Raw genomic sequence first — 24,740 nt, 5'->3', positions numbered from 1 at the left:
CCCCAAAAGTTACCCCTGAATTATTATATAAGTGATTTAAAAATAAATGAAATAGGAATTATTATTTATAATATGTATTGGTACTATGTTGCAGATTTTCTATACCTGTTTATTCATCAGTGTTTGTATAAAATAAAGCCCTGATTGAAAGTGGATCAACCCAGGCTATTTTTTAGAACTTAATCAAAGTATTCCATGTGTTACTTACATTATCTTTCCATTGAATCTGAGTAGCGGAGATCTTTTTAAACTCAAAGCTTTGTACTGTTCCAGTCGCTTTATAGTTTATCGAAAATTTATATTCATTCTCGGTACTTACATTGTTTAGGTAAAATGGATTTTCAAAGCTTGTATGAATATGTAAACAATTTTTATTACGGCGAATACGACAGCAATGAAGATTTTGTACAATGGCTGTACGAAGATGTTACGTTTAATATTCCAAACTGGGTTATAATTGATTGGGAAGCTACAGCAAGAAGTATAATGTTCGACTATTTTGAGTCTGGCGGGCATTATTTTAAATCGCAGTATATTTGCATTATAATAAACTCAGTTGTAACTCTTAAAGTTCAAATAGGTTTAATTAAATTCAAACAGATTCAAAAAAGCATTTTTCAAAAGTTTGGGTACAAAAACAAAAAAGAGAAAATGCAATTATTTAATTATCAATAATTTACAAATCCTCTTTGATTTAAAAAGTGGAGAATACGGGATTCGAACCCGTGACCTTTTGACTGCCAGTCAAACGCGCTAGCCAACTGCGCCAATCCCCCTTTTTTTATTAAGCGGTACAAAAGTAAGTATTTAAATCATATATGCAAATTTTTTGTCGCTATATTAGAGAAAAATTGTTGTTATTTGCTTCTGCAGAATAATAAACCGCTTTAATCTGATGATTAAAACGGTTTATATTACAGATTACGTCTTATTTAAATCTCAGGTTCAGAGATATGATATCTGAACTCATTCCTACAGATTTGGTATAGTGTCCATATCTGATTTCCAGCATATTCAGACGTTCTATTCCAAACAACCCATTTTTAGGGCTCAGCCTGATCCCTGCCCCGTAAAAATTACTGTTAAAGGTAGACAGGTCATAATTGCTTGTATAATAATCATCAAAAGCAGTATGCTGTTCATAAGGCGCAAAATATTTTGTTCCTTTCTGCGAATAATACCTATAAAACGGACTTACCGAAACAAAAGGAGATATTTTTACCGGAGTCTCAATATTGAAGGTATTGGATCTGACGCCCCAGCTGTCTGTATAATAGCGGTAATAGGTCCTGAAGATAAACCGGTCTCCCAGAAAATAATTGGCCCGCACTCCCAACGGAAGCTTGAATCTCTTATCCGGAAGGGCTTCCTGATGTACAGAACCATCTGTGAAATAGACCCTGTGAAAAGGCAGACTTAGAAAGCCCGTCTGTTGTACAGCATCCGTCAGAAATTCAACCTGAAAATTCTGATTGATAATCTGGGAATACGCTAAAGACAATGCAAAGGTATTTCTTCCGCTTGTTCCATAGTTTTCATGCTCTCTGCCTGTTGGGGTTCCTGTGCGCAGTTCTATTGGAGTTACCAGTTTTACCTGATCGAGATAGGTCTGAAACTTAGCGGTAAATTCCCCCATCCGGTTGGCTGTTTTCTGGGCAAATCCAATATTGATCCCGTAAGACTGATAGTCAAATTCTGTAGAAAATGAGAGCCCTCCGAAGATGGTACTTCCTTTACTTTCATTCTCTCGGCTCCATTGAAGTGACGGATATATTCTTGTATCTGCATGAGAGGCCGAAGAATTGGCTTTAAGGTCGATCATATCTGATGAAGCTGAGGTATAATGATCTACACCAACGCTAAGATTGAATTTATTTTTCCGCTGCTTGCGGTCATATTTTACCATGGTAACATCTATCGTATTGGAAAGATCAGTAAGCTTCTCCGATCCTACTCCCCCAGTCACCGCAGAATTATTCCCATCCTGACGGTAATAGCTGGATACAAGATTGGCTTCATCAAAACTCAGTTTTTTGGACGGCGCTGTATCGGTATTTTGCTGTGCCTTAGCGCTTACGAACCCAAAGAGGGCCCATATGCTTATTACAATTTTTTTCATTTCTGATTTTTAAATTATATATTGTAATGCACTCTAATTGCATCCGCATCCCCCTCCTACTTTTCCGGAATTAGCCCCCGAGGCCCCTTCTCTGTAAGATTGGAAACTAAGTTCAGTTTTTTCTATAGTCCTGTTGCCCAATGCCATTTCTGCATCATTGAGTTTTGCTTTGTCATATTCTTTCAGAGCGGTACAGGAGTGGATAAGCATGATAATAATAGCCGTCACCAGGCCGATTCCTATTTTTTTTATCGTATTTTTCATTGTAGATTAATGTTTTGAGATGAATAGACGGTATTGTCATCATCTATAATGATACATTCCAGCTGATGGATCTGATTGACCAGATCCAACGCTGCTTTTATTCCCATAATACCGACAGGAGTTGCCATGGCATCAGCTATTTCTGCATTCGGACAGAAAATAGTAACGCTTTTGACTCCTGAGACAGGCATTCCGGTTTTGGGATTGATGGTGTGAGAATACTTTTTGCCATCGATGATGACAAATTTTTCATAATTTCCGGAGGTTGCTACAGCCATATCCGTGATATTCATGTAAGAAAACGGCTGTTTTGCGTGGTCGGGATCTGCAATTCCTACCGTCCACGGTTTTCCGTTGCTCTGCATTCCCCAGGTAGTAAGATCACCGGAAGCATTTACAATTCCTGATGGTACACCTCTTTTCTGAAGCAGCCTTTTTGCCATTTCAGCAGCATAGCCTTTTCCAATCCCTCCAAAACCGATTCTCATTCCTTTCTCTTTAAGAAAAACAGTCTGATCTTCGGGATTGAGAAGGATATTCTCATAATTCACCAGTCTTAAATGATCTTTTATAAGCTTTGGGTCCGGAAGCTGCTTCATGTCGCGGTCAAAATTCCAGAAACCTTTATCTATTCCTCCGTAGGAAATATCGAAATATCCGTCAGTAATCCGGCTGATGCGAAGGCTTCTTTCAATCAGATCAAATACTTCCCGGTCTACTTTTACCGGCTGTATTCCTGCATGATGATTGATCAGGCTGGTCTGGCTGTTTTCACTGAAAGTAGTGAGCAGTTTTTCGATTCTCTGAATTTCGGCCACCGCAGCTTCTATATGCTGATAAGCCATATTTTCATGATTATCTACCACCGTGATCTCAAAAGCATTTCCCATCAGCCTCATAGGCTTTCTGAATTCTCTAAGCATCTTTTCTTATTTTCTTTGCTGTTGTATATCCCTTATTTCTTTACTGAAAGCCAATGCGCTTTCGGAAGGCAGCCCTTCCCAGGTTTTCAGGACTTTCCCATTCTGATCAAGCAAAAGAGTATAAGGAAACAGCCCTTTTGGGTTATACAGATCAGCAAGCGCTCCATTTTCCATTTTCAAATCAGCAGAAAGCTGATTCTTTTTATTTCTTGGAAAATCAACATTGATATAAACCATAATATTTTCTGTTTCCAGTTTTTTAAAATCTTCTGTTTCGATAATATTCTTATGAAGCTTTATGCAGGGAATACACCAGTCAGAGCCGGAAAAATTAAGTAATATAAGTTCGTTTTTGGCAGCAGCCTCTTTTTTGGCATTTTCAAGGCGGTTCTGTGCCATAATACCAATAGAAAACATACCCGTGATCAGGGTTAAAAACAGTGTTTTCATTATTTTAAAATGGATAATGATTAATAGAATAAGTTGAACGCTGTACACCAACTCATGGTATCCAGTATATACTGACTGCCAGTGGCTGGCAGCCGGTTTTTATTTAAAATATCAGGAGAACAGATATTTTGGGGGCTCCCATGCATTTCTAAGAAAGCCTTTGTAACAGAAATTATCATTCTTTGAGGGCATCTTACGGGATTTTATCTGTTTAAAATGATCGTTCCTCATTTCAAAATGAAAAGGATCTCCAATAATAAAAATCAATGCCAGGGGTGCCGTGTGAATAATAAAGGGTAATTTCTGATCTTTACCGTAATCACCATCTTTAACGGGATGATCATAGTGTGTTTTCAGAAATGCAGTGAGAGACATTTCCGGATTGAGTTTTTTATGTTCCCAATAATGCTCTACCAAAGTCGGAATCTTCAACAGCTGATACACTTCGGTTGTAGAAACCAAGTAAAGAGACAGCAACAATATGGAAATCAACTTTTTCACAAGCCAAAATTATATTTTTTTTTACGATGAATGATTATTTTTCCATGTTAATTATTTCCTAAAGTAAAGCCTTTTTATAAGTTTATAAATTTCAAACCATAATACAGAAACCGAGGCCGTGAGCAGCGTCAATCCAAGTTCTTTTATGCTAAGAGCCGTTACGCTGAAAAATCCCGAAACAGGTGCTGTATAGAGAATGATCAGCATCAGAAGTACAACCAATATTGAGATCCCTGCAAGCAGGATGTTTCGGTTCTTAAAACTCTCCAGCATGCTGTAATAGAAAGAGCGGTTCACCAGACTCAGCAATATATTGGAAAATATAAGCGTAGTGAACACCAATGCTCTGGTTTTAGCTTCACCATTTCCGTGGTTAACAGAGTACTGATACAGCCATAATATTCCTGCTGTAATGACGAGCCCCTGAATAATGCTTATGGTAAGCTCTTTCCAGTTCAGAAAAGTATCTGTCAATGCTCTTGGAGGTCTTTGCATCGCATTTTTTTCCATTGGCTCATTCTCGTAAACAATGGAACATGTAGGCCCCATTACCAGTTCAAGAAAAATCACATGTACCGGAGTGAATATATGGGGAAATACCCAGCCCAGAAACAAAGGCAAAGAAACGGTGAGTATAATAGGGATATGAATGGAAATAATATACTGGACCGCTTTTTTTATATTCGCATAAATCCGTCGTCCTGCAGCAACACCAATTACGAGCTTATCCAGATCATCATTGGTGATGACCAGTGCAGCAGCTGATTTGGCAATTTCAGTTCCTTTATTTCCCATTGCCACTCCAATATGAGCTGCCTTTAAGGCCGGTCCGTCATTCACACCGTCTCCCAGCATTGCTACAACGTGACCTTGTGCTTTCAAGGCCGAAACCACTTCCAGCTTTGCTTCCGGAAACATTCTTGTAAATAAAGTAGTATCTTCAGAAAGCTTAATAAGATCTGCTTCTGAACATGCTGCAATTTCATTTCCATTAACAGGTGGGGTACTGTTTTTTATTCCTGCCTGCAATGCAATGGCCCTGGTAGTATCCGCATTATCTCCGGTAATGACTTTTACCTGAATACCGGCATCGTAGATATGTTTAAATACTTCTTTTATTCCTTTTTTAGGAGGATCATAGAATACAGTCAATCCTAAAAAGTCAAATTTAAAATCCTGCTGCTTGTCTGGAAAATCATTTCCTTCAAAATGAGATCTGGCAACACCGAGAACTCTGTATCCCTGTTCTCCGAAATTCTTTATTAACGTTCTTATTTTACTTTTTTCTTCTTCTGAAAGATTGGATACACCGATAATGGCTTCCGGAGCTCCTTTAGCCGCAATAATCCGGTCTTTCTGTTCGTTTTCAAAAAGATGGGTCATCATCGGCGGTTTACCTTCCAGCGGGTATTCATGAAACATTTGATAGTCTTTCCTCTGATCAGGCTTTCGGTTCTGCTCATAGATCTTATGCAATGTAATTTCCATGGGATCAAAAGGTACAGGCTCACTACTCCACATTGCATAATCAATGAGCTCATACAGTTCTTTCATTCCAAACTCTGACTCTTCATAAATCCTGTCGGAACGGAAGTCATAAAGATGCTTCAGCTGCATGGAATTTTCCGTAATCGTTCCTGTCTTATCAGTACAGATCACAGAAACGCTTCCCAGCGTTTCTACAATACTGCTTCGTTTAATAATGATTCCTTCCCGCATCAGCTTCCAGGCACCCAAAGCCATAAACGTTGTGAAGGCTACGGGAATTTCTTCAGGAAGAACAGACATTGCCAATGTAAGCCCGCTCAATAAACTGGTCACAAAATCTCCCGTTTTAACAAAACTGAAAATGCATACTCCCAGGAAAATGATGACTCCGATAACAGCCATTCCCTTTACAAAGTTCCTGATCTGAAGCTGTAAAGGAGATATTTCTGTTTTTATATTGAGTATAGACTGTCCTATTTTCCCTACTCTTGTTTCTTTTCCAATATTTTCAACCTCAAAAACCGCAAGTCCGGAAACCGTAATTGTTCCGCTATAGACTTTATTATCTTCAGATCTGCTGTCCTTAAAAACAGAAAAACTCTCGCCCGTAAGGGAAGATTCGTTGACAGAAAAATCGTTGCTGTGAACAATTCTTCCATCAGCATTGATGAGGTTTCCCTCTTCGGTGATGCACAGATCTCCGACTGCTATTTCAAAAGTGGGAATATCTATAATCTTTGAATCCCTGATCACCTTACTCAATGGTTCATTGAGCTTTTCAAGTTCTTCCAGCGCCTTTTTGCTCCGGTTATCCTGATAAAAAGAAATTGCAGTAACTCCGACAATAGCCGCAAACATGAATAAAGCCTCTCCATAATCCCCTGTAAGAACATAAATGAAGGAAACACATATAAGAAGAATCAGCATCGGCTCTTTCAGGATGTTGAGCAGAAGATCTGCCCATGATTCTTTCTTAACTGCTTCGAGGCGGTTATATCCGTACTTTTTTCTTGAATCGGCTACTTCAGCGTCTGTAAGTCCTTTTAAGTCTTCCGGTATATTGTAATTCATAGGAAATGGATATGGATATTAAATTTACTGATTGTTTTATTATATCAGAGTAATGTTTTCTGTTTTTTCTATTCAATCTGCTTTTTAACCTCTTTTACCCATTGTTCAATTTCTGACTTTTGAGTATCATTCAGCTTTGCATTCTGGTGAACAACCGTATAAGATGTAAGAGGCATTTCACCCTCTCTGACCGTTTCTGCCACTTCATCAAGTTTCTTTAATTTTTTCTCTTTTGAATAACTGTAAAATTCATCAAAATTGAAATGCCGCTTTCCCGAGTTCACATGATCTGCCAGCCACCATTTCACAGGCTGTATGTTATTGTACCACGGATAAGCAGTAGTGTTGGAGTGACAGTCATAACAGCTTGTTTTTAATATTCCCTGCACATGATCCGGAACCCGGTAATGTTTTTCAATAGCATTTTCCGAAGGAACCACCGCTATATTTTCATCAGTATCAAAAAACTGAATTACAATCAGTAACAGGACTATAAAACCTGCTCCTGTTTTTATTAAAGAAGATGTTTTCATAATTTGTATTTATTTATAAGTTCTTTTATTTTACTATAATTTTTATTCATCTGCAGTGTTCTTAAGTTTCATAAGAAGTGTATATGCATTTTTGATGACTATTTTTTTATTTTTAAAATCGTCAGCATTTATAATCTGAACAAATCCGTTTTCTGTTTCGCCTAATGTAACAGGAGTAAGTCGGTAGGTTTGTTTTTTTTCTTCTACGAAGACAAAGTCTTTTCCTTCAAAATTGACAATACTCTCTTCAGGAACAGCATTGGAAAAAGAGGTACTGGTCTCAATTTCGGCATTCATATACATTCCGGGCACAAGGCTCTGGTCATATTTTTCAAAATGACAATGTACTTCAGCCCATCCGCCAGGGGTCACATCTTTGCTGATCAGCAGGATTTCACCATAGTATTTTTTATCAGGTTCGGTATTGGTATAGGCGACAAACCTCTGCCCTTTCTTCAGATTTGCCAGATCTTTTTCATATACTTTAAGGTTAAGATGTATATCATCCGGATTAATGAGTTCAAAAAGGACATCAGAAGTATTCACATATTTACCGACATTCACGTTCACCTTGCTAACAAAGCCATTGATGCTGCTGTAAACCGGTACGCTTTTCTGAATACTCCCGGAATTCAGAGATTCAGGATTGATATTGATAAGTCGGAGCTGCTGAGCCAGAGAGTTCATCAGGATTTTCTGGCTGTTCATTTCAGACTGGGCCTGCTGCATTACCTTATCGCTGGTGGCCTGACTTTGGTTGAGCGTTTTCTGACGGTTATAATCCAATTGGGCAAAATGATTTTTAGACTTTGCCATTAAATAATCCTGCTGAAGCTGAATAAACTGTGGATTTTCTATCACTGCAATCACCTGCCCTTTTGACACCGGCTTTCCCGGAAGCAGACTGCTTGATTTCAGGTATCCGCCTAAAGGAATACTGACAGAAACCAGATTTTGTGGCGGTACATCTATCATTCCGTTCAGCTTTAAAACGGAGGAAATTTTCTGCAGGGAGAGTACCGTTGTTACTATAGGTGCATTTTTCAGTTGCGCATCGGTAAGCATTACTACATTTTCATCTTTTGAAGATACTGTTGCCGGCGCCGGCTCTGTTTTTCCATGGTCTTTACACTCATAAAACATGAGCAATCCAATTATTGACAGGGAATATGATATGATTTTAAATATACGTTTCATTGTTATGGATTTAAAGTAAGATATTTCAGCTCTATAGCACTCTGATTCAGCTTCCAGACGGCATCGGTATAGCTATTTTTTAAAGTGACAGCCTGATTGATCAGGATGACAAATTCCAGATAGTTGATTTCTCCTTCAAGAAACTGTTTTTTAGCTGTTTCAGTGATGATATCGGCATTTTTCAATTCTGAGCTTTCATATTGAGAAACAATATCAAGATTAGCCTGATAAATCCCGGATGCCTTTCTGTACTGATTCTGCAGATTGAACTCCATGTTGGCAATCTCACTTTCTACAACAGATTCAGCAATTTTCGCGGCCTGAACTCTGGCTTTCTGCCAACCTGAAAAAACGGGAACCGAAACTCCAAGCTGTACAGAATGAAACTGAGGCGCACCGTTATATACTTTATCATCAGCACCCATCCCTCTGAAGCTGTTGAGATTGTAAGCCAGCTGAAGCCCGGGAAGCATTTTTGCCTTTTCAAGGGCAATCTGCTGTTCAGAAATGTTCTTCTGCTGCTGCAGTAATTTGATTGCCGGATGTAAACTGAGTTCTTCTTTAAGACCTCCGTTATAAATTTTCTGATCTTCCGGAAGGAAATCTGTTTCTGCATTTAAAAGCCACTGAAGCTGATATCCCAGTACAGAAAGCTCCTGGCGTAATTGCTTCAGCTGAATTTCAATAGCCGATTTTTGATTGGATGCTGTTGTTTTTTCCAGAATATTACTCTCACCTGCTTTCAGACGGATGCTCGCCTTATCCAGAAAATCAGTGTACAGCTTTAATGTTTCCTGAAGAAGCTTTTCTTTTTGTTTCCCATAGAGGATATTATAAAAGGTAAGACTCACAGCTTTCTTCAGCTCATATTCTTTAAGAGAAACATTCAGCAGGGACTTTTTCCATTCTTCCGTGTATACATTCTTCTGCTTTTTATACACTGTCGGAAATGCTATATTCTGTGAAATTCCGAATTTCATATCTGTCAGTGCGCTGTTGATCTGCCCATAATCTACTGTTACTCCCGTTTGAGGAATATCAGACGATGACCTGATAAGAGCTTTTGTATATTCTGACTTTAGTTTTTCATTTTTGAGATTTCTGTTATTTTTCAGAGCAATATCAACAGCTTCCTGTAGCGTAACGGGAGTCTGGGAGCTTACCAGCCCTTCAAAACCGAAGCATAAGATAAAGATCAGAACGGATATTCCTTTTTTATTTTTTATTTCTTTCATTTTTAAATCCTTTTTCAATAGTTACATACAATAATGGCAAAACAAACAGGGTAAGAAAAGTTGCAACCATCAAACCTCCTATAACCACCGTTGCCAAAGGCCGCTGTACTTCAGCTCCAGCTCCGTTGCTGACCGCCATCGGAATAAATCCAAGTGAAGCAACAAATGCTGTCATCAGCACCGGACGAAGCCTCGATTCTCCACCATCTATAATGATTCTTACGATATTTTTAATTCCTCTCTTGTGAAGACGGTTGAACTCTGAGATCAACACGATTCCATTGAGCACCGCTACCCCGAAGAGCGCAATAAATCCTACACCCGCACTGATGCTGAAAGGCATTCCCCTGAGCGCCATCAGAAATACACCGCCAATAATCGAAAGAGGAATCGCAGTATAGATCAGCAAGCTTTCTTTCACAGAATTAAAAGCCAGGAAAAGCATAACGAAAATAAGAGCCAGAGCAATAGGAACTGCTATCATAAGGCGCTGTTTGGCGTTATTAAGGTTTTCGAACGAGCCTCCATACGTCATATAATACCCCGTAGGAAGTTTCATCTTCTGATCTACCTTATGCTGAAGTTCTTCTACAATACTCTGAACATCTCTGCCTTTTATATTAAAGCCTACTACAATTCTTCTTTGAGCGTTTTCCCTCTGAATCTGATTGGGACCATTCTTCACTTCCACTTTAGCAAGCTGAGACAGCGGAATCTGATTTCCAAAAGGTGTGGGAACCAAAAGGTTCTTAATATCGGTAACATTTTTCCGGTCTTTGGTATCCAGGCGTACCACCATGTCAAAGCGTTTTTCTCCTTCAAAGACCAATCCTGTACTTTGTCCTGCAAATGCAGTATTGACCACCCGGTTGATGTCCGAAACAGATAAATGATACTGGGCAATCAGGGGGCGGTTGTATTCTATGATTACCTGTGGCATTCCCGAAACAGGTTCGATGTAAAGATTCTGGGTCCCTTCTACTGTTTCTATAATTTTTCCAAGCTTCTGCGCATTTTGGGAAAGCACATCAAGGTCTTCTCCAAAAATTTTGATTACCACATCCTGCCTTGCTCCGGTCATCAGTTCATTAAACCGCATCTGTACAGGATATTGAAAGCTGGCCGTAATTCCAGGTACCTCCTGCAGCTGTTTACCCATCTTATCCGCTAATTCCGGAAAAGTGGATGCTGAGGTCCATTCTTTTTTATCTTTTAAAATAACCATCATATCTGAAGCATCCATCGGCATCGGATCAGTAGGTACTTCCCCGCTTCCAATTTTTGTAACCACCTTTTCCACTTCCGGGAATCTGGATTTAAGAATATGTGCTGCCTTCTGGGTACTTTCAATCGTTGTCGTCAGATTGCTGCCGGGCAAAACCCTTGTATCTACAGCAAAATCACCTTCCTCAAGAGAAGGAATAAATTCAACTCCCATTTTAGATAAAATGAAAACAGCGGTTACAAACAGGATGGCCACAACACCAAAAACTATTTTGGGTACTCTGAGAAGTTTGAGTAAAACTGTAAGATATATTTTCTCCACCTTTTTCATCATTCTGTCTGACAAAGTAGGTTTAGCACTTCTTTTTCCCAGCAATACTGCACTCATCATCGGAATATAGGTCAGTGAAAGCAAAAATGCGCCGAGGAGTGCAAAAGCTACGGTCTGAGCCATCGGTTTAAACATTTTTCCTTCGATTCCCTGCAGGGTAAGGATCGGGAGATAGACAATCAGAATGATAATCTGTCCGAAAACAGCGCTGTTCATCATTTTCCCTGCAGATTCTATAACTACAGTGTCCATTTCGGATTTTCCGACAGAGAATATCTTTTTAAATTTTGAATTGTGACTGAACTGGTGTAAAACAGATTCCACAATAATCACTGCTCCATCGATAATCAGTCCGAAATCCAGAGCTCCAAGGCTCATCAGATTTCCACTGACTCCAAAGAGGTTCATCATACATATTGCAAAAAGCATCGCCAAAGGAATAACGGAGGCAACCAGCAACCCTGCTCTTATATTTCCAAGAAATAAAACCAGTACGAAGACTACGATCAATGCTCCTTCTGTAAGGTTTTTTTCTACTGTTCCGATGGCATTGTTCACCATTTTGGTTCTGTCCAGAAAAGGCTCTATCACCACTCCTTTCGGAAGGGTTTTCTGAACCTGGGCAATTTTTTCCTTTACATTTTTTATGACCTGATTACTGTTCTCGCCTTTGAGCATCATTACTACAGCTCCTGAAACTTCTCCCTGATCATTAAAAGTCATGGCTCCATAACGGGTGGCAAAGCCGGTTTTCACTTCAGCAATATCCCGTATAAACAGAGAAACAGCATTTGTTTTGGTTGCAATAGAAATATTGTTTATTTCTTCAATACTTCCTACTAATCCTTCACTCCTGATGTAAAGAACAGTAGGTCCTTTTTCGATATAGGCACCTCCAGTATTCTGATTGTTGGCCTGCAATGCATCAAATACGTCATTGATTGTTATTCCATAGGCATTAAGCCTGTCCGGATTTACAGCAATTTCATACTGTTTCAGTTTCCCTCCAAAGCTGCTTACTTCCGCCACTCCCTTTACACCCAAAAGCTGTCTTCTTACAATCCAGTCCTGAATAGTACGGAGTTCTGTGATATTGTACTTTTTTTCGTATCCCTTTTCGGGTCTTACCACATACTGGAAAATTTCGCCAAGCCCTGTGGAAATAGGTCCAAGCTGTGGATTTCCAATTCCCTGTGGGATAAGAGACTGTATCTGCTGAAGTCTTTCGGCAACCTGCTGCCTTGCCCAGTAAATATCAACATCATCTTCAAAGACAATCGTAACCAAAGAAAGTCCAAATCTGGAGAAACTCCTGATTTCCTTCAATCCTGAAATATTATTGTTGGCCTGTTCTATGGGAAAAGTTACAAGCCGTTCTATATCTGTCGCACCAAAAGATGGCGCAGTGGTAATAACCTGTACCTGATTGTTGGTAATATCCGGTACTGCATCTATTGGCAGCTGGGTTACCTGATAAGATCCCACACCAATGAGTCCCAATACCAACAATGCAATTATGAGTTTATTCTTTACAGAAAACTCAATGATTTTTGTAAGCATATAATGATTGATTAATCTTAATTTTCGTGATAAAATTCCGGTATTCTGAAGCATAGACGGAGTGCATCTGCATTACGTACAGACACTCTGAGAAACAGAATACCTTCCCAGCCAAAAAACTGACTGAGAAAACAGATTAAGACTGATGAGATCTTGGCGGCTGCCAGATAGAGTTGAGAATTTCCTTGTTGTAAAGAGCACTTTTATAAAAAGTCTTCTTGGTCTCAATAGGATTAAATACCTTCTCTATACAATGAAAATCTAAGGAAGGATTGATGGTAAAAGCCACAGACAGCAGACTTGCATGTGAAACAAAAGGCAGTCTCTGGTCCTGATCGTGGTCACTGTCTTTTACAGGATGATCATAATGGGTTTTCAGAAATGCGGCAAGTGACATTTCAGGATTCAGGTTTTTATGCTGAATATAGTGCTCAATGAGAAGCGGCATTTTCAAAAGCTGATACAGTTCGGTAGTAGAAACCAAATACAATGATAACAATAATATGGAAATCAGCTTTTTCACTCTGTCAAAATTATAAATTTTTCCATTAAGAATGATTTTAAATAACCTATACCAGAGTAAATAAAGCTGTATTCGGCGGAAATTTATATCATATATTATGACATTTTGAATGAATACTCGTCATACACGGTATTGATAAGCTCATCAGAATGAATATTCCGTGAGAAAATAGGATAATGAAAACGATCCAGCTTATTAAGAATACGGATAAGATCCATCTTTTCCTTATGGGTAAGGTTTCCGGCAACAATATTCGTTGCCTGACGAATTTTTTCCATTTGTCTTTCAAGAACAACCAGTCCCTTTTCTGAAATACGGATGAGCTTGCTTCGTTTGTCTATCTCAGATTCTGTCTGCTCCACCAGTTCCTGGCGCAGCAGTCTTGCAATAATAAGCATACCTACCGGTTTATCATGAATGTTTTTTTTGATCAGAGCCATTTTCGTCATCTCTCCAAAAGCTTTCAGATTGATCAGATAAATAAAATCTTCCTGGGTGGAAAATTCCGAATCTGAGATGGCAGATTTGGAATATGTTTTTGCATACCGGTTGAGGTGAACAAGCAATGTACTTATAGCACTTTCCGGGGTTCTTCCGTTTTCCTTTCCTTCCCAGTATGGCTCTTCAAGAGGATCCGCAGATCCTGCATTCTCCTTATCAGAGATCCAGGACTTAAAACCTTCAACAGTAACAGGATAAGTATCCGGAGAAGTTTGATTTTCCGACTCAAATTGCTCAAGGAGCGTCATAAAGTCTTTGATAAGTGTAAAATTCATTTCAAATAAAATAGTATACAAATATACTTCTTTTATTGTAACCTGGAACAAGTATTAACATTGCTACTGAAAGCACTGTATAAATCAGCTGTTTAAAAGATATCTTTTGTTCAGACGGTATAAAATTTGCATATTAAAGTTTAACAATAAACGATATGGATGAAACAAAAATTGAATTATCAGATCCTGTTGATGATAAGTATCTTATTGATCAATATTTTAATTTAATCATAAAGAAAGAATTAAATATTGATGTGGATGTCAGCAATGAATATGTTATTGCACAGAATATAGTTTCAAAAAAATTAATACTGGTCAATACATTTTCAGATGCTATTATGGGTAATCCCCAACTTTATCTCTTACTTCGTTCTCTGCTTTATAATGTGAACACTTTATGCCTGACAAAAAGGCAGATCATGATGGCATTAGAAAACAAATAAAAATCTCTCAACATTCTGAGAGATTTTTACTGGCTTAATTTTTATACCTGTTCTTTTATATGCTTTTCCACCATCATTTCAAGATCATCCAGATTAAAAGGCTTTGAAACATAATCATCCGCCTGGGCTTCTGATGCTAAAGCAACGATATCATTATTTGCTGTAACATAAATAACAGGAATGTGCTTGAATTCTTCACTGCTTTTAAGAAGTCTTGTTGCTTCCACCCCACCGATTTTCGGAATCCAGTTATCCATTAAAATAACATCCGGCTGATACGCTGACACTTTTTCAAGAATATCATGTGATGTTTCTGATATTTTGACATCATAGCCGTTTTCTTCAAATATGATGGTGATCACTTCTAAAATAGCCGTATCATCATCAAAAATTAAAATTTTCTTTTTACTCATATTATTCAGTTTATTCTATTTACAAATATTGCAATTGATTGATATAATCTGCCAGATTATCCGGCCTGATAATTAAATCATAATCAATTTCTTCTATTGCATGTTTGGGCATATATTCCACTTCTGCTGTTTCGGGGTCCTGAATCCAGACCTTTCCATTATATTTTTTTATATAACTCAGGCCTTCCACTCCATCTGCATTGGCTCCTGACAAAAGCACACCGATCATATTTTCGCCGTAGACCTCTGCTGCTGACCTGAAAGTGACATCTATTGAAGGACGGGAATAATTCATCTTTTCGGAACTGTCCAATGACATATTTCTCTTATTCTCAAAAAGCAAATGATAATCTGCGGGGACAACATATACTGCCCGATGGTTAACTTCTGTTTTATCTTCAACTTCTATCACCGGTATTTTTGTAAACTGCTCCAGCAAAGTCCGCAGAATATCACCTGACTGGGCCTTCCGGTGAAGGACCAGTAAAATGGGAATCTCCAGGGAATCATTCAGGCTTTTGATCATTTCAATGATGACCTGCAGGCTTCCTGCTGACCCCCCAATAACAATTAATTCTATGTCTGTCTGTGATTTCATAGCAGTAACTATTAGTGATGATCAATCTTTTTATAAATTTTCTGATCTTCAACCTGATGATAATTCTTATCTATGGTAGAAAACCTAAGTGTTTCTTTAGCCCCTAAAGCCAGAAAACCCAAATTTTCCAGACTGCTGTCAAAAAGTTTGAATACCCTTTCCTGCAGTTCTCTATCAAAATAAATCAGAACATTCCTGCAGATAATCAGCTGAAAGCTGTTAAAAGAACTGTCTGACACCAGATTATGCGTAGATAAAATAAGTTTTTCCTGTAAACTCCCGTCAAATTTCACACTGTCATAATTGGCGGTATAATAATCAGAAAAGTCTCTGATCCCTCCTGAAAGCATATAATTTTCAGAATAAAGTTTCATCTGCTGCAGGGGAAAAACACCGGCCCTTGCTGTTTCCAGAACAGAAGGATTAAGATCTGTACCATAAATCAGAGATTTATGATAAAGCCCTGCTTCCTTCAGCAGAATCGCTATGGAATAAGCCTCCTCACCTGTTGAGCAGCCTGCCACCCATACTCGGATCAGAGGATAAGTACCCAGCTGCGGCAGAATCTTATCTCTTAAGGTTTTAAAAAAAGAAGGATCCCTGAACATTTCAGTAACGTTTACCGTAACTTCCTCTACAAATCGTTTTAAATATTCAGGATCATTCATGAGGGTATATCTGAGCTCTGCGAAACTGGTAAACCTGTCCAGCAAACAGATCCTGTTGACTCTTCTTTTAAATGATGCCCTGCTATAGCCCGAAAAATCATAGCCATACATCTCATAGACATCATTGATCAGAAATTCGACTTCTTTATCTTTTACAATACTCGGTTCCAGCATTTATGAAAATTTTTCTATAGCTGTTATTAAAAGATCCACATCAATTGGTTTTGAAACGTAGTCATCAGCTCCTGCTTCGATGCATTTCTGACGGTCTTCAGGCATCGCCTGTGCAGTCACAGCAATGACCGGAATATTTTTGATTTCCGGGGTACTTCTTATGATTTTTACCGCTTCATATCCATCTATTCCCGGCATCATCATATCCATAAGCACAACAGAAAACTGATGATCAGACTTCAGGATAGCGAATGCCTCCTGGGCCATTGTACAGGTTTCAACAGCATATCCACGGGCCTTAAGAGTGAGTTTCAATGCAAATATATTACGTGGATCATCATCCACAATTAAAATTTTCTTATTCATCAGAATTATATCTGTTTAACTTTCATACAACCAAACACGAAGAAGTGACAGCAGCTGATCAATATCTACCGGCTTCGATATATAATCTGAAGCTCCTGCCGTAATACATTTTTCACGTTCTCCAATCATGGATTTTGCGGTAACGGCTATAATAGGCAGTCTTTTGAATGCCGGCATTTTCCTGATTTCCTTTATCGTTTCATAGCCATCCATTTCCGGCATCATCATATCCATTAAAATAACATCTACATCAGGATTCTGCTGAATTTGCTGCAGTGCATGTTTACCGTCCATGGCAACAATAACTTCAACTTTATACTTTTCCAGCGCTTTTGTTAAGGAAAAAATGTTCCGGACATCATCATCAGTGATAAGAACTTTTTTTCCGCTCAGAACTTCCGTTAAAGATCCTAATACCCTCCCTGTAGTACTTTCAGATGAACTGTTTTTTTCTTCCACCAAATGTAAGAATAAACCTACTTCATCTAAAATTCTTTGGTATGAATGTGCTGTTTTTACGACAATAGAATCTGCATACTGTTTTATTTTCAGCTCTTCTTCCCTCGACAGATTATTTTCTGTAAAGATAATGATGGGAAGGTTTTCCAGCCCCTCATAACTTTTGATTGATTCGATAACATGATATTCGTTTCCTTTTGAACTTCCGATATCCAGGATAACACATTCCACAACATCAGAGGTCAGCGCTTTTACACTGTCCTCTACATTATGAACCACAGATAATGAAATATTAAAGTTACTCAGGAAATAGGACAAAGCACTGGCATGTTTAGCATTTTCTTCGACAATGAGCACCTTCTGAGGCCCTTTTTTTAATGCGTCTTCAATTTTCCTGAATACATCTGTCATTTTATCCAGCGCCACCGGCTTATTAATGAAGTCAACAGCTCCTTTCATAAGGCTTTCTTTTTTAAGATGAAGAACAGACATCATATGTACAGGAATATGCCTGGTGACAGGATCCGACTTTAACTCATCCATTACCTCCCAGCCATCTTTCACCGGAAGCTGAACGTCCAGCAGGATCGCATGTGGATTATACTTCCTGGCTGCTGGCAGACCATGATCTCCTCTTACGGCAACTATTCCTTTATAATTCTGTAAATGGGCATATTTCAAAAGGGCTTTCGCAAAATGGATATCATCTTCTATAATAAGAATAACCCTGTCCCCATCCTTAATATCATCTCTGTCATCTGCCACATCTTCAGGAATTTCCAGTGTATTCGGCCGAATAGTTTCTTTTTCACCTTCATCAAGAATATTCTGGATTTCTTCCACGTCTTCACGTATGATTTCTACAATATCCTGATCTGTTTCAGAAGGAGTGGTTTCGGCAACGGCATATATAGGAATAATAAAACTGAATTCACTTCCTTTGTTCAGTTCACTTTTCAGGACAAGCTCGCCTCCAAGAAGTTTGGCAATCTCACGGCTGATTGACAGTCCCAGTCCGGTACCTCCAAATTTTCTCTTCGTGGATCCATCAGCCTGCTGAAATGCCTCAAAAATGATCTTCTGTTTATCTTCTGCGATTCCTACACCGGTATCTTTTACTGAAAACATAATAAAATCAGGTTTTCCGATAGGCTTGCTGATGTTCAGGTCAATGCTTCCTTTTGTTGTAAATTTTAAAGCATTCGATAATAAGTTTCTCAATACCTGATCGATTCTGAGGCGGTCACTTTCAATAACCTTCTGTACATCAGGATCAATCTGAATATTAAATGGAAGATTCTTTTCCTGGAATACAGGATTAAAAAGGCTTTTTAAATCCTGTATGATCTCTTCGATACTCACTTCCTGATATTCAAGAGTCATTTTACCGGACTCTATTTTGGCTAAGTCCAGAATTTCATCAATTAGTGTTAATAAGCTTGTTCCTGAGCTCTGGATCACCTTTGCGGATTCTATCTGATCCTCATTAAGATTTTCATCAGGATTTTCAACCATTAAGCGTGATAAAAGAAGAATTGAATTCAGAGGAGTCCGCAATTCATGGGACATATTGGCAAGGAATTCTGATTTGTATTTCGTGCTCAGAGCCAGTTCCTCCACTTTTTTCTGAATTTCGTTATTACGTTCAGCAATCAGATGATTTTTTTCTTCCAGTAATCTTGACCGTTCCTCCAGTTCTGCATTGGCCTGCATCAGCTCCTCCTGTTGCACTTTCAGCTCTTCTTCTGAAGCCTGAAGCTTCTGGGTCTGTGCTTCCAGCTCTGTATTGAGGTTTTCCAGCTCTGAATGCTGCACCTGCAGCTCTTCAGACTGAGCCTGGGTTTCTTCCAGTAACTGTTGCTCTTTTTCTCTGCCTTTTGCCGCACTTAATGCAATTCCTATATTGATGCAGCATTCTTCAAAATAACTGATTCTGTCTTCTTCAAAATTGGAGGTAGAACCGAGCTCTAAAACTCCTATAGCATGTCCGTCTGCAAAAATCGGGATCAGCAGTATCCCATAAATCTTGATTGTACTGCTGGCAAAAGTTACTACAAAATCATCTTCATGAAGGTTATTGTAAACCCGGGTTTTGGAATTGATAAAGGCCTGTCCTACCATCCCTTCTCCCGGTTCAAAAACCTTTTTCATATTGGCTTCCAGTCCGAATGCTTTATTCAGTTTTAAAATCCCTTCATCGTACAGGTATAGTGAACCGTTGATACAGCTTCCATATTCAATAAGCTGTTTTAAAGCCTTATCAGAAACTTCTTTTACCGATTTATTTCCCACTAAAGATTCATTCAGTAAAGCAAGACCTTTCTGCCGCCAGTCACTTTTATTAATTTTATCGAAAGAGATTTTAAGGGATTCTGTCATATGATTAAGAGACCCTACAAGATCTCCGAGATCATCCTCTGAATGATCAATGACCTTTTCACTGTAATCACCGTTGGCCACTCTGTTGGCAATCTTCTGGATAGCACTTACACGGCGTGTCATCTCCTGATCTTTTTCTTTAAGCATTCTCTCCAGCTTATCTCTCCTGATCAGATCTGCCCGCATTTTAATATAAAAGAAGACTGTTACCACCACTGCTGCAAGGGCCGAGAACATAATAAAAAGAACAGTAGTATCGGACGACCTGTTTAAGTCCTTATTTTTAATCTCAAGCTGACTTTCTTCATATTGCACAAAATCATTGACAATTTTCCGGCATTGATCCATATAGCCTTTACCTGTCACGATTTGCTGCTGGGTCATGACAATACCTTTACGTCTGTTTTCAACCAGCTGTTTCAGGTTTTCCATTACCTGATTGACCGCAGCTTTCAGGCTGGCAAGCCTTTCCAGCTGATTCTGATCCTGCAGTCCTAGTGATTCTGCACGTACCAAAGCTTTGGGATATTCTCTTAAGCCGCGCTTATACGGCTCAAGAAAGTCTTCTCTTCCGGTCAGCTGATATCCCCTGTTTCCTGTTTCAGCATCCAGTAAGGCTACCAAAACATCTTTTACCGCTGTTACAGACCGTCTGCTTCGGGAAAGACTCTCACGATGATTCATCTGATTCTGAATACTCCAATAGGAAGCCAGTGAGCTGGCTATTAAAATCAAAAGTGAGAAACCGACTCCAAACTGGAGATTTCTTATAATTTTTTTCGGCATGAAAATTAATTTAATGGTAAAGTGAAATAAAAGGTAGAGCCTTCATCTACTATACTGGAAACACCGACGTTTCCGTGGTGCTGCTTGATAATTTCTGCACAGATAAACAATCCGATTCCCATTCCCTGGAACTGCAGTGAGGACTCTTCTACACGGTAAAACTTTTTGAATACAGCATCCTGCTTAAAATCGGGAATACCAATTCCAAAATCTGTTACATTAACTCTTACCTCCTGTGCTTCCTCATCTACAAATGTGGTCACAATAACCTGATTGTTATGGGGTGAATATTTAATCGCATTGGTAAGAAAATTAATCAACACCTGCTCTATACGGATTTCATCTAAAGGAATCAGAATATCCGGTTTGGTGCCATGACGTTCAATTTTTACTTTGCGTTCATCATGAGTCTGGAGTATTATTTCAATGGCATTGCTGATTACACTTTCCAGATTAACCGGTTTCTTATTGATTTTCAGTTTCCCGTTTTCTATTTTGGAAACATCCAGCAGATCAGTAATAAGGGTGTTCAGCTTTTCAATCTGCCCCTGGACTTTTGTTACAAATCCGGCTTCAGAACTTTCTTTATCCAGCTTTAATTTTCTTTCCAGCAGCTGAACATAAGCTTTAATACTGGTTAAAGGAGTTTTTAGTTCATGGCTTGCAATGCTCAAAAACTCATCTTTTTCTTTTTCCACTTTCTTCTGATCATCAATATCAGTAAAAGTTCCAACCCAGTTTTTGATACGGTTCTCATCATATACAGGGGTTACCCGAAGCAGATGATAACGGTACTCTCCGGAAATAACATTCTTAATTCTGATCTCTAATTCAAGAGCTTTGCCTTTTCTCATGCATCTTTCAAATTCTTCTTTGATATCGTGATCGTCAGGATGGGTTTCGGGAAAACTCTGTTCAGAATCAGAATACTGGTACCATTTCCCATTCACAAAATCAACCGTTCCTTTTTCATTCAGGGTAAATGCAATCTGGGGAAGTGATTCCAGCATTAAATGAAAATGATCAATCTGGGATTTCATGGTTACCTGAGATTCCCGTCTTCCTTTCACTTCCAGCTCAAGATTCTGCTGTGTTTTTTTCATGGCAATATTCTGTTCCTGAAGATTATAGAATGTTTTTACCTTGAGAAGAAGAATTTCAGGATCTACGGGTTTGGTAACATAATCTTTGGCACCAGAAGCATATCCTCTTGTTATAAACTTTTTATCGGTATTGACAGCGGATAAAAATATGATGGGAACTTCTTTGGTTTTACTGTAATCGGCGAGTGTTTCAGCCACTTCAAAACCATCCATATCGGGCATTTGAACATCCAGAATGATTAAGGCGTAGTCATTTTTCAGTGCTTTACCAAGCGCTTCCTCACCTGAGCTGGCTGTTTCTACCTGGAAATCCTTAGATTCAAGCAATTTTTGAAGGGAGTAAAGATTACTTTGGTTGTCATCAACAATTAAAATCATAGAAGTTAAAATCAATAATTAGTTACAGATACTTTAGCCTCAAAAATACTCACAATATTTTAAAAAGCAGCAATTTTTAAGGGATTATCAATAAGGATTTCATACCACATTTTACGGAGAAGATGTCAATGGCATGAGGATTGAAATTGTTTATTGGATTTAAAAAAATTCTCTCTAATTTTTCAGAAAAATAAAACCTATGAAAAAAACAGTAAGTTGTATGAATATCGATGAGAAAACTCTTTACGAATTCGGGGGTGAAAATATCATTTATAGGTCTAAAGAGTTTATTTTCAAGGAAGGTGAGCATTCACAGTATTACTTTCAGATTATCAGTGGAAAAGTGAAACTGAATACATTTAATGAAAACGGAAAAGAATTTATTCTGAATATTTTAGGCAAAAATCAAAGTTTTGGTGATCCTCTTTTATTTATCGAGAAACTTTATCCTACCAATGCTGTAAGTTTACAACCCACCGAAATCATAAGAATGCCTAAAAATAATTTCATGGAAATGTTAAAAAGCAATCCCGATATTTCGCTGGAAATGAATATGTGTCTATCACAAAGGCTTTATTATAACAGTTTAATGGTCCGTAATATGGCATCATCAGATCCTGCCCAACGGTTAAAAGGCTTACTCGATTATCTTAAGAGTTATCATGATGGGGACTGTCAGCACTGTTTTCCCATTGAGCTTACCCGCCAGCAAATTGCTGATCTTACTGGATTGAGGGTTGAAACGGTAATCAGAACAGTGAAAAAGATGGTAACCAATGAGGTGATAAAACTTGATGGCCGGAGAATACTATATTAATCTTCTGGATTGCGGAAATCTAAATAACTCAACCGAACATGTCTCAAATAAAAAAATAGACTATAAATATACCACATAATAAAATGACCGGAAATCTTAAGATTTCCGGTCATTTCTTTAAACTAACATTAATTTGTTTTCTTTCTCCATTCAGCTTTTACATCTTCAGCCGCATCTTTCGTTTTCTCCCAAGCCTCATCTGCCTTATCTTTGATATCTTCCCAAGTCTCAGAAAAGTTTGATTTTACCCTATCAAGCCAATCTTCCTGTGTCGCTTCCTGATCATTATCTCTTTTTTCATTGATATAATCCCTCGCTTTATCTGCCAGATCAGAGATTTTCCATTTTGCATCGTTCGCTGCATTTTTCAAAGAGTTTTCTGTTTCGTTAACTGCCTTTTCTGCTTTGTTGTAATCTGAATTGTTCATAATATAATATTTAAGTAATTTGGTATATAAATAAACAATACCCATGCCTAAAAGCTATTCAAAATGTTAAAAATTTCTTAAAGTCAAAAGGTTATTTTCTTCCGCCAAGTCTTTTAATCATTCCTTTAAATATAAATCCATGAAATGGCAGCACCATGAACCAATAAAGCCTGCCCCATATTCCTCTGGGCCGGAATACCGCTTTTTGCCAGATTTTATTTTTATAAAGCTTAAACATCAGCCAGGCTTCTCCCGGAAGTTTCATTTCAGCCAGCAGAATAAGCTTTCCTTCTTTACGGTCAGCATACAAGACCCTCCAGAAATCCAGCGCATCTCCTTCTCTGAGCTCCATAGGATGCCTTCTGCCTCTCCTTAATCCAGGGCCACCAACAAGCCTATCGAGAAAACCTCTTATTTTCCAAAGATACTGTCCGTACCAACCATTAATACCCCCTATCCGGAATATCCGGTTCAGGCACATTTCCCTGTCGTCATACACCTCACTTCTGAGGTCTGTAAAACATCCGTATTTAGGAACATCCTGAAATTCTTTTAATGTCGAATCATTCCGGCTGCTGATAAAACTGTCTTTCCAGCTGGATACAATTTCATTGGCCTGTATCTTTGCGAGTGTTCTTTTCAATGCAGTATCGTAAGAAAAAGGCCGTACTCCGGTAATCAATTTGATTTCAGCCAGACTTTCAGGCCTGCAGACAACCTCTATCTTCATGCTTCCCACGAGAGCTTTCGCCAGTTTGTAGGAAGTAGAGGTAATAAAATAGAGCCAGTATGAAGAAAGTCTCGGAGTCATAACCGGCAGTGTAAAAATTGTTCTTTTAAGGCCTCTTACTTTTGCAAACTGCAATAGCATTTCTTTATAGGTTAATATATCATCACAGCCAATATCAAAGTTTTTCTGATAGGCCTGAGGCTTCAACAAAACAAAAATGAGAAAATCAAGCACATTGGCGATACCTATCGGCTGGCATTGGGTATGGAGCCATTTGGGAGCTACCATGACGGGTAATTTCTCAACAAGATCTCTGATGATTTCAAAAGAAGCACTTCCTGAGCCAATTATAATTCCGGCCCGAAGAACTGTTGCAGGCACTGCACATTCCATTAGAATTTTCTCAACTTCATACCTTGAGTTCAAATGCTTTGATAATTCCTTTTCATTCACAAGACCGGAAAGATAAACGATATGTTTACACTGTGTTTTTTCTATATAATGAGCAAAATTAGAAGCACATTTCTTTTCAGAATCTTCATAATCATCCATATTGCTCATAGAATGCATCAGATAATATGCACCTGCAATATCTTCCGGAATATTCTTTAAGGTCTCCGGTTTTAGAAAATCAACCTCTATGAGCTCTATCTGTTCATCATCAATTTCCGTACTCCTGGTAAAACGGCTGATATCCCGACAGCAGCAGACTACTCTGTATCCCTGAGCAGCAATTACACTGATCATCCTTTTACCGATATATCCGGTAGCTCCTGTAAGCAGTATTTTCTCCATAATTATTG

20 protein-coding genes, 1 tRNA gene and 1 pseudogene are annotated in these 24,740 nt (G+C 38.5%); 2 read left to right on the top strand and 20 right to left on the bottom strand.

The features are described from left to right. Positions 1 to 702: 702 nt before the first annotated feature. From AC3FI7_RS03235 to AC3FI7_RS03180, 12 genes and pseudogenes are all read right to left on the bottom strand, one after another. Positions 703 to 776, bottom strand: a tRNA-Ala gene (locus AC3FI7_RS03235). Positions 777 to 928: 152 nt separating this feature from the next. After that, complete coding sequence (locus AC3FI7_RS03230) at positions 929 to 2,119, bottom strand: DUF3570 domain-containing protein (RefSeq protein WP_343658345.1); 1,191 nt, start codon at positions 2,117 to 2,119, stop codon at positions 929 to 931. Positions 2,120 to 2,152: 33 nt separating this feature from the next. Next, on the bottom strand, positions 2,153 to 2,383 hold the full coding sequence (locus AC3FI7_RS03225) for a DUF4266 domain-containing protein (RefSeq protein ID WP_142722625.1): 231 nt from the start codon (positions 2,381 to 2,383) through the stop codon (positions 2,153 to 2,155). Further along, positions 2,380 to 3,306 carry an FAD:protein FMN transferase gene (locus tag AC3FI7_RS03220; protein ID WP_491461384.1) on the bottom strand — a complete coding sequence of 309 codons (927 nt, stop codon included), beginning with the start codon at positions 3,304 to 3,306 and terminating at the stop codon, positions 2,380 to 2,382. Before AC3FI7_RS03220 ends, AC3FI7_RS03225 begins: the two co-directional genes overlap by 4 nt. 6 nt (positions 3,307 to 3,312) lie before the next feature. After that, positions 3,313 to 3,756 carry a thioredoxin family protein gene (locus AC3FI7_RS03215; RefSeq protein ID WP_491461383.1) on the bottom strand — a complete coding sequence of 148 codons (444 nt, stop codon included), beginning with the start codon at positions 3,754 to 3,756 and terminating at the stop codon, positions 3,313 to 3,315. A 111-nt stretch (positions 3,757 to 3,867) separates the two neighbouring features. Next, a complete protein-coding gene (locus AC3FI7_RS03210; protein WP_142722622.1) occupies positions 3,868 to 4,257 on the bottom strand; it encodes a hypothetical protein in 390 nt (129 codons plus the stop codon). A 51-nt stretch (positions 4,258 to 4,308) separates the two neighbouring features. Beyond that, on the bottom strand, positions 4,309 to 6,816 hold the full coding sequence (locus tag AC3FI7_RS03205; RefSeq protein WP_491461382.1) for a cation-translocating P-type ATPase: 2,508 nt from the start codon (positions 6,814 to 6,816) through the stop codon (positions 4,309 to 4,311). Positions 6,817 to 6,884: 68 nt separating this feature from the next. Continuing rightward, positions 6,885 to 7,349, bottom strand: a complete 465-nt coding sequence (locus tag AC3FI7_RS03200; protein WP_491461381.1) for a heme-binding domain-containing protein — start codon at positions 7,347 to 7,349, stop codon at positions 6,885 to 6,887. 42 nt (positions 7,350 to 7,391) lie between these two features. After that, positions 7,392 to 8,546, bottom strand: coding sequence for an efflux RND transporter periplasmic adaptor subunit (locus tag AC3FI7_RS03195; RefSeq protein ID WP_491461380.1), 1,155 nt, complete (start codon positions 8,544 to 8,546; stop codon positions 7,392 to 7,394). A 2-nt stretch (positions 8,547 to 8,548) separates the two neighbouring features. Further along, positions 8,549 to 12,896, bottom strand: a pseudogene (locus AC3FI7_RS03190) (CusA/CzcA family heavy metal efflux RND transporter). Between the two features lie 136 nt (positions 12,897 to 13,032). Then, a complete protein-coding gene (locus AC3FI7_RS03185) occupies positions 13,033 to 13,419 on the bottom strand; it encodes a hypothetical protein (RefSeq protein WP_491461379.1) in 387 nt (128 codons plus the stop codon). Between the two features lie 95 nt (positions 13,420 to 13,514). Continuing rightward, complete coding sequence (locus tag AC3FI7_RS03180; protein ID WP_491461378.1) at positions 13,515 to 14,195, bottom strand: MarR family winged helix-turn-helix transcriptional regulator; 681 nt, start codon at positions 14,193 to 14,195, stop codon at positions 13,515 to 13,517. Between the two features lie 155 nt (positions 14,196 to 14,350). Between AC3FI7_RS03180 and AC3FI7_RS03175 the strand changes: the two genes are divergently transcribed. Next, positions 14,351 to 14,638: a hypothetical protein gene (locus AC3FI7_RS03175; RefSeq protein ID WP_343658342.1), complete on the top strand. Its 288-nt coding sequence runs from the start codon at positions 14,351 to 14,353 to the stop codon at positions 14,636 to 14,638. Between the two features lie 41 nt (positions 14,639 to 14,679). Here AC3FI7_RS03175 and AC3FI7_RS03170 read toward each other — a convergent pair whose 3' ends face one another. From AC3FI7_RS03170 to AC3FI7_RS03145, 6 genes are read right to left on the bottom strand one after another with little or no spacing between them, the layout of a single operon-like run. Next, the gene (locus AC3FI7_RS03170) at positions 14,680 to 15,051 is read right to left on the bottom strand and encodes a response regulator (RefSeq protein WP_142722615.1); all 372 of its coding nucleotides are present in this window, start codon (positions 15,049 to 15,051) and stop codon (positions 14,680 to 14,682) included. A 19-nt stretch (positions 15,052 to 15,070) separates the two neighbouring features. Continuing rightward, a complete protein-coding gene (locus AC3FI7_RS03165) occupies positions 15,071 to 15,649 on the bottom strand; it encodes a chemotaxis protein CheB (RefSeq protein WP_142722614.1) in 579 nt (192 codons plus the stop codon). An 11-nt stretch (positions 15,650 to 15,660) separates the two neighbouring features. Continuing rightward, complete coding sequence (locus AC3FI7_RS03160; protein ID WP_491461377.1) at positions 15,661 to 16,491, bottom strand: CheR family methyltransferase; 831 nt, start codon at positions 16,489 to 16,491, stop codon at positions 15,661 to 15,663. Further along, a complete protein-coding gene (locus tag AC3FI7_RS03155) occupies positions 16,492 to 16,857 on the bottom strand; it encodes a response regulator (RefSeq protein ID WP_172616985.1) in 366 nt (121 codons plus the stop codon). A gap of 15 nt (positions 16,858 to 16,872) precedes the next feature. Beyond that, positions 16,873 to 20,481, bottom strand: coding sequence for a response regulator (locus AC3FI7_RS03150; protein ID WP_491461376.1), 3,609 nt, complete (start codon positions 20,479 to 20,481; stop codon positions 16,873 to 16,875). 5 nt (positions 20,482 to 20,486) lie between these two features. Continuing rightward, positions 20,487 to 21,962 (bottom strand): hybrid sensor histidine kinase/response regulator, encoded by a 1,476-nt coding sequence (locus AC3FI7_RS03145; RefSeq protein WP_491461375.1) that lies wholly within the window; start codon positions 21,960 to 21,962, stop codon positions 20,487 to 20,489. 199 nt (positions 21,963 to 22,161) lie between these two features. On the opposite strand from AC3FI7_RS03145, the gene AC3FI7_RS03140 reads away from it, so the two are divergent. Further along, positions 22,162 to 22,779, top strand: a complete 618-nt coding sequence (locus AC3FI7_RS03140; protein ID WP_343658338.1) for a Crp/Fnr family transcriptional regulator — start codon at positions 22,162 to 22,164, stop codon at positions 22,777 to 22,779. Positions 22,780 to 22,907: 128 nt separating this feature from the next. Here AC3FI7_RS03140 and AC3FI7_RS03135 read toward each other — a convergent pair whose 3' ends face one another. Both AC3FI7_RS03135 and AC3FI7_RS03130 read right to left on the bottom strand, forming a co-directional pair. After that, positions 22,908 to 23,207, bottom strand: a complete 300-nt coding sequence (locus tag AC3FI7_RS03135) for a hypothetical protein (protein WP_343658337.1) — start codon at positions 23,205 to 23,207, stop codon at positions 22,908 to 22,910. A 91-nt stretch (positions 23,208 to 23,298) separates the two neighbouring features. Beyond that, positions 23,299 to 24,732 carry an SDR family oxidoreductase gene (locus AC3FI7_RS03130; protein WP_491461374.1) on the bottom strand — a complete coding sequence of 478 codons (1,434 nt, stop codon included), beginning with the start codon at positions 24,730 to 24,732 and terminating at the stop codon, positions 23,299 to 23,301. Positions 24,733 to 24,740 lie beyond the last annotated feature (8 nt).

It is taken from the genome of Chryseobacterium sp. TQ-BC-N36, from assembly GCF_058382295.1.
This window is presented reverse-complemented; position numbering and strand designations above follow the sequence as displayed.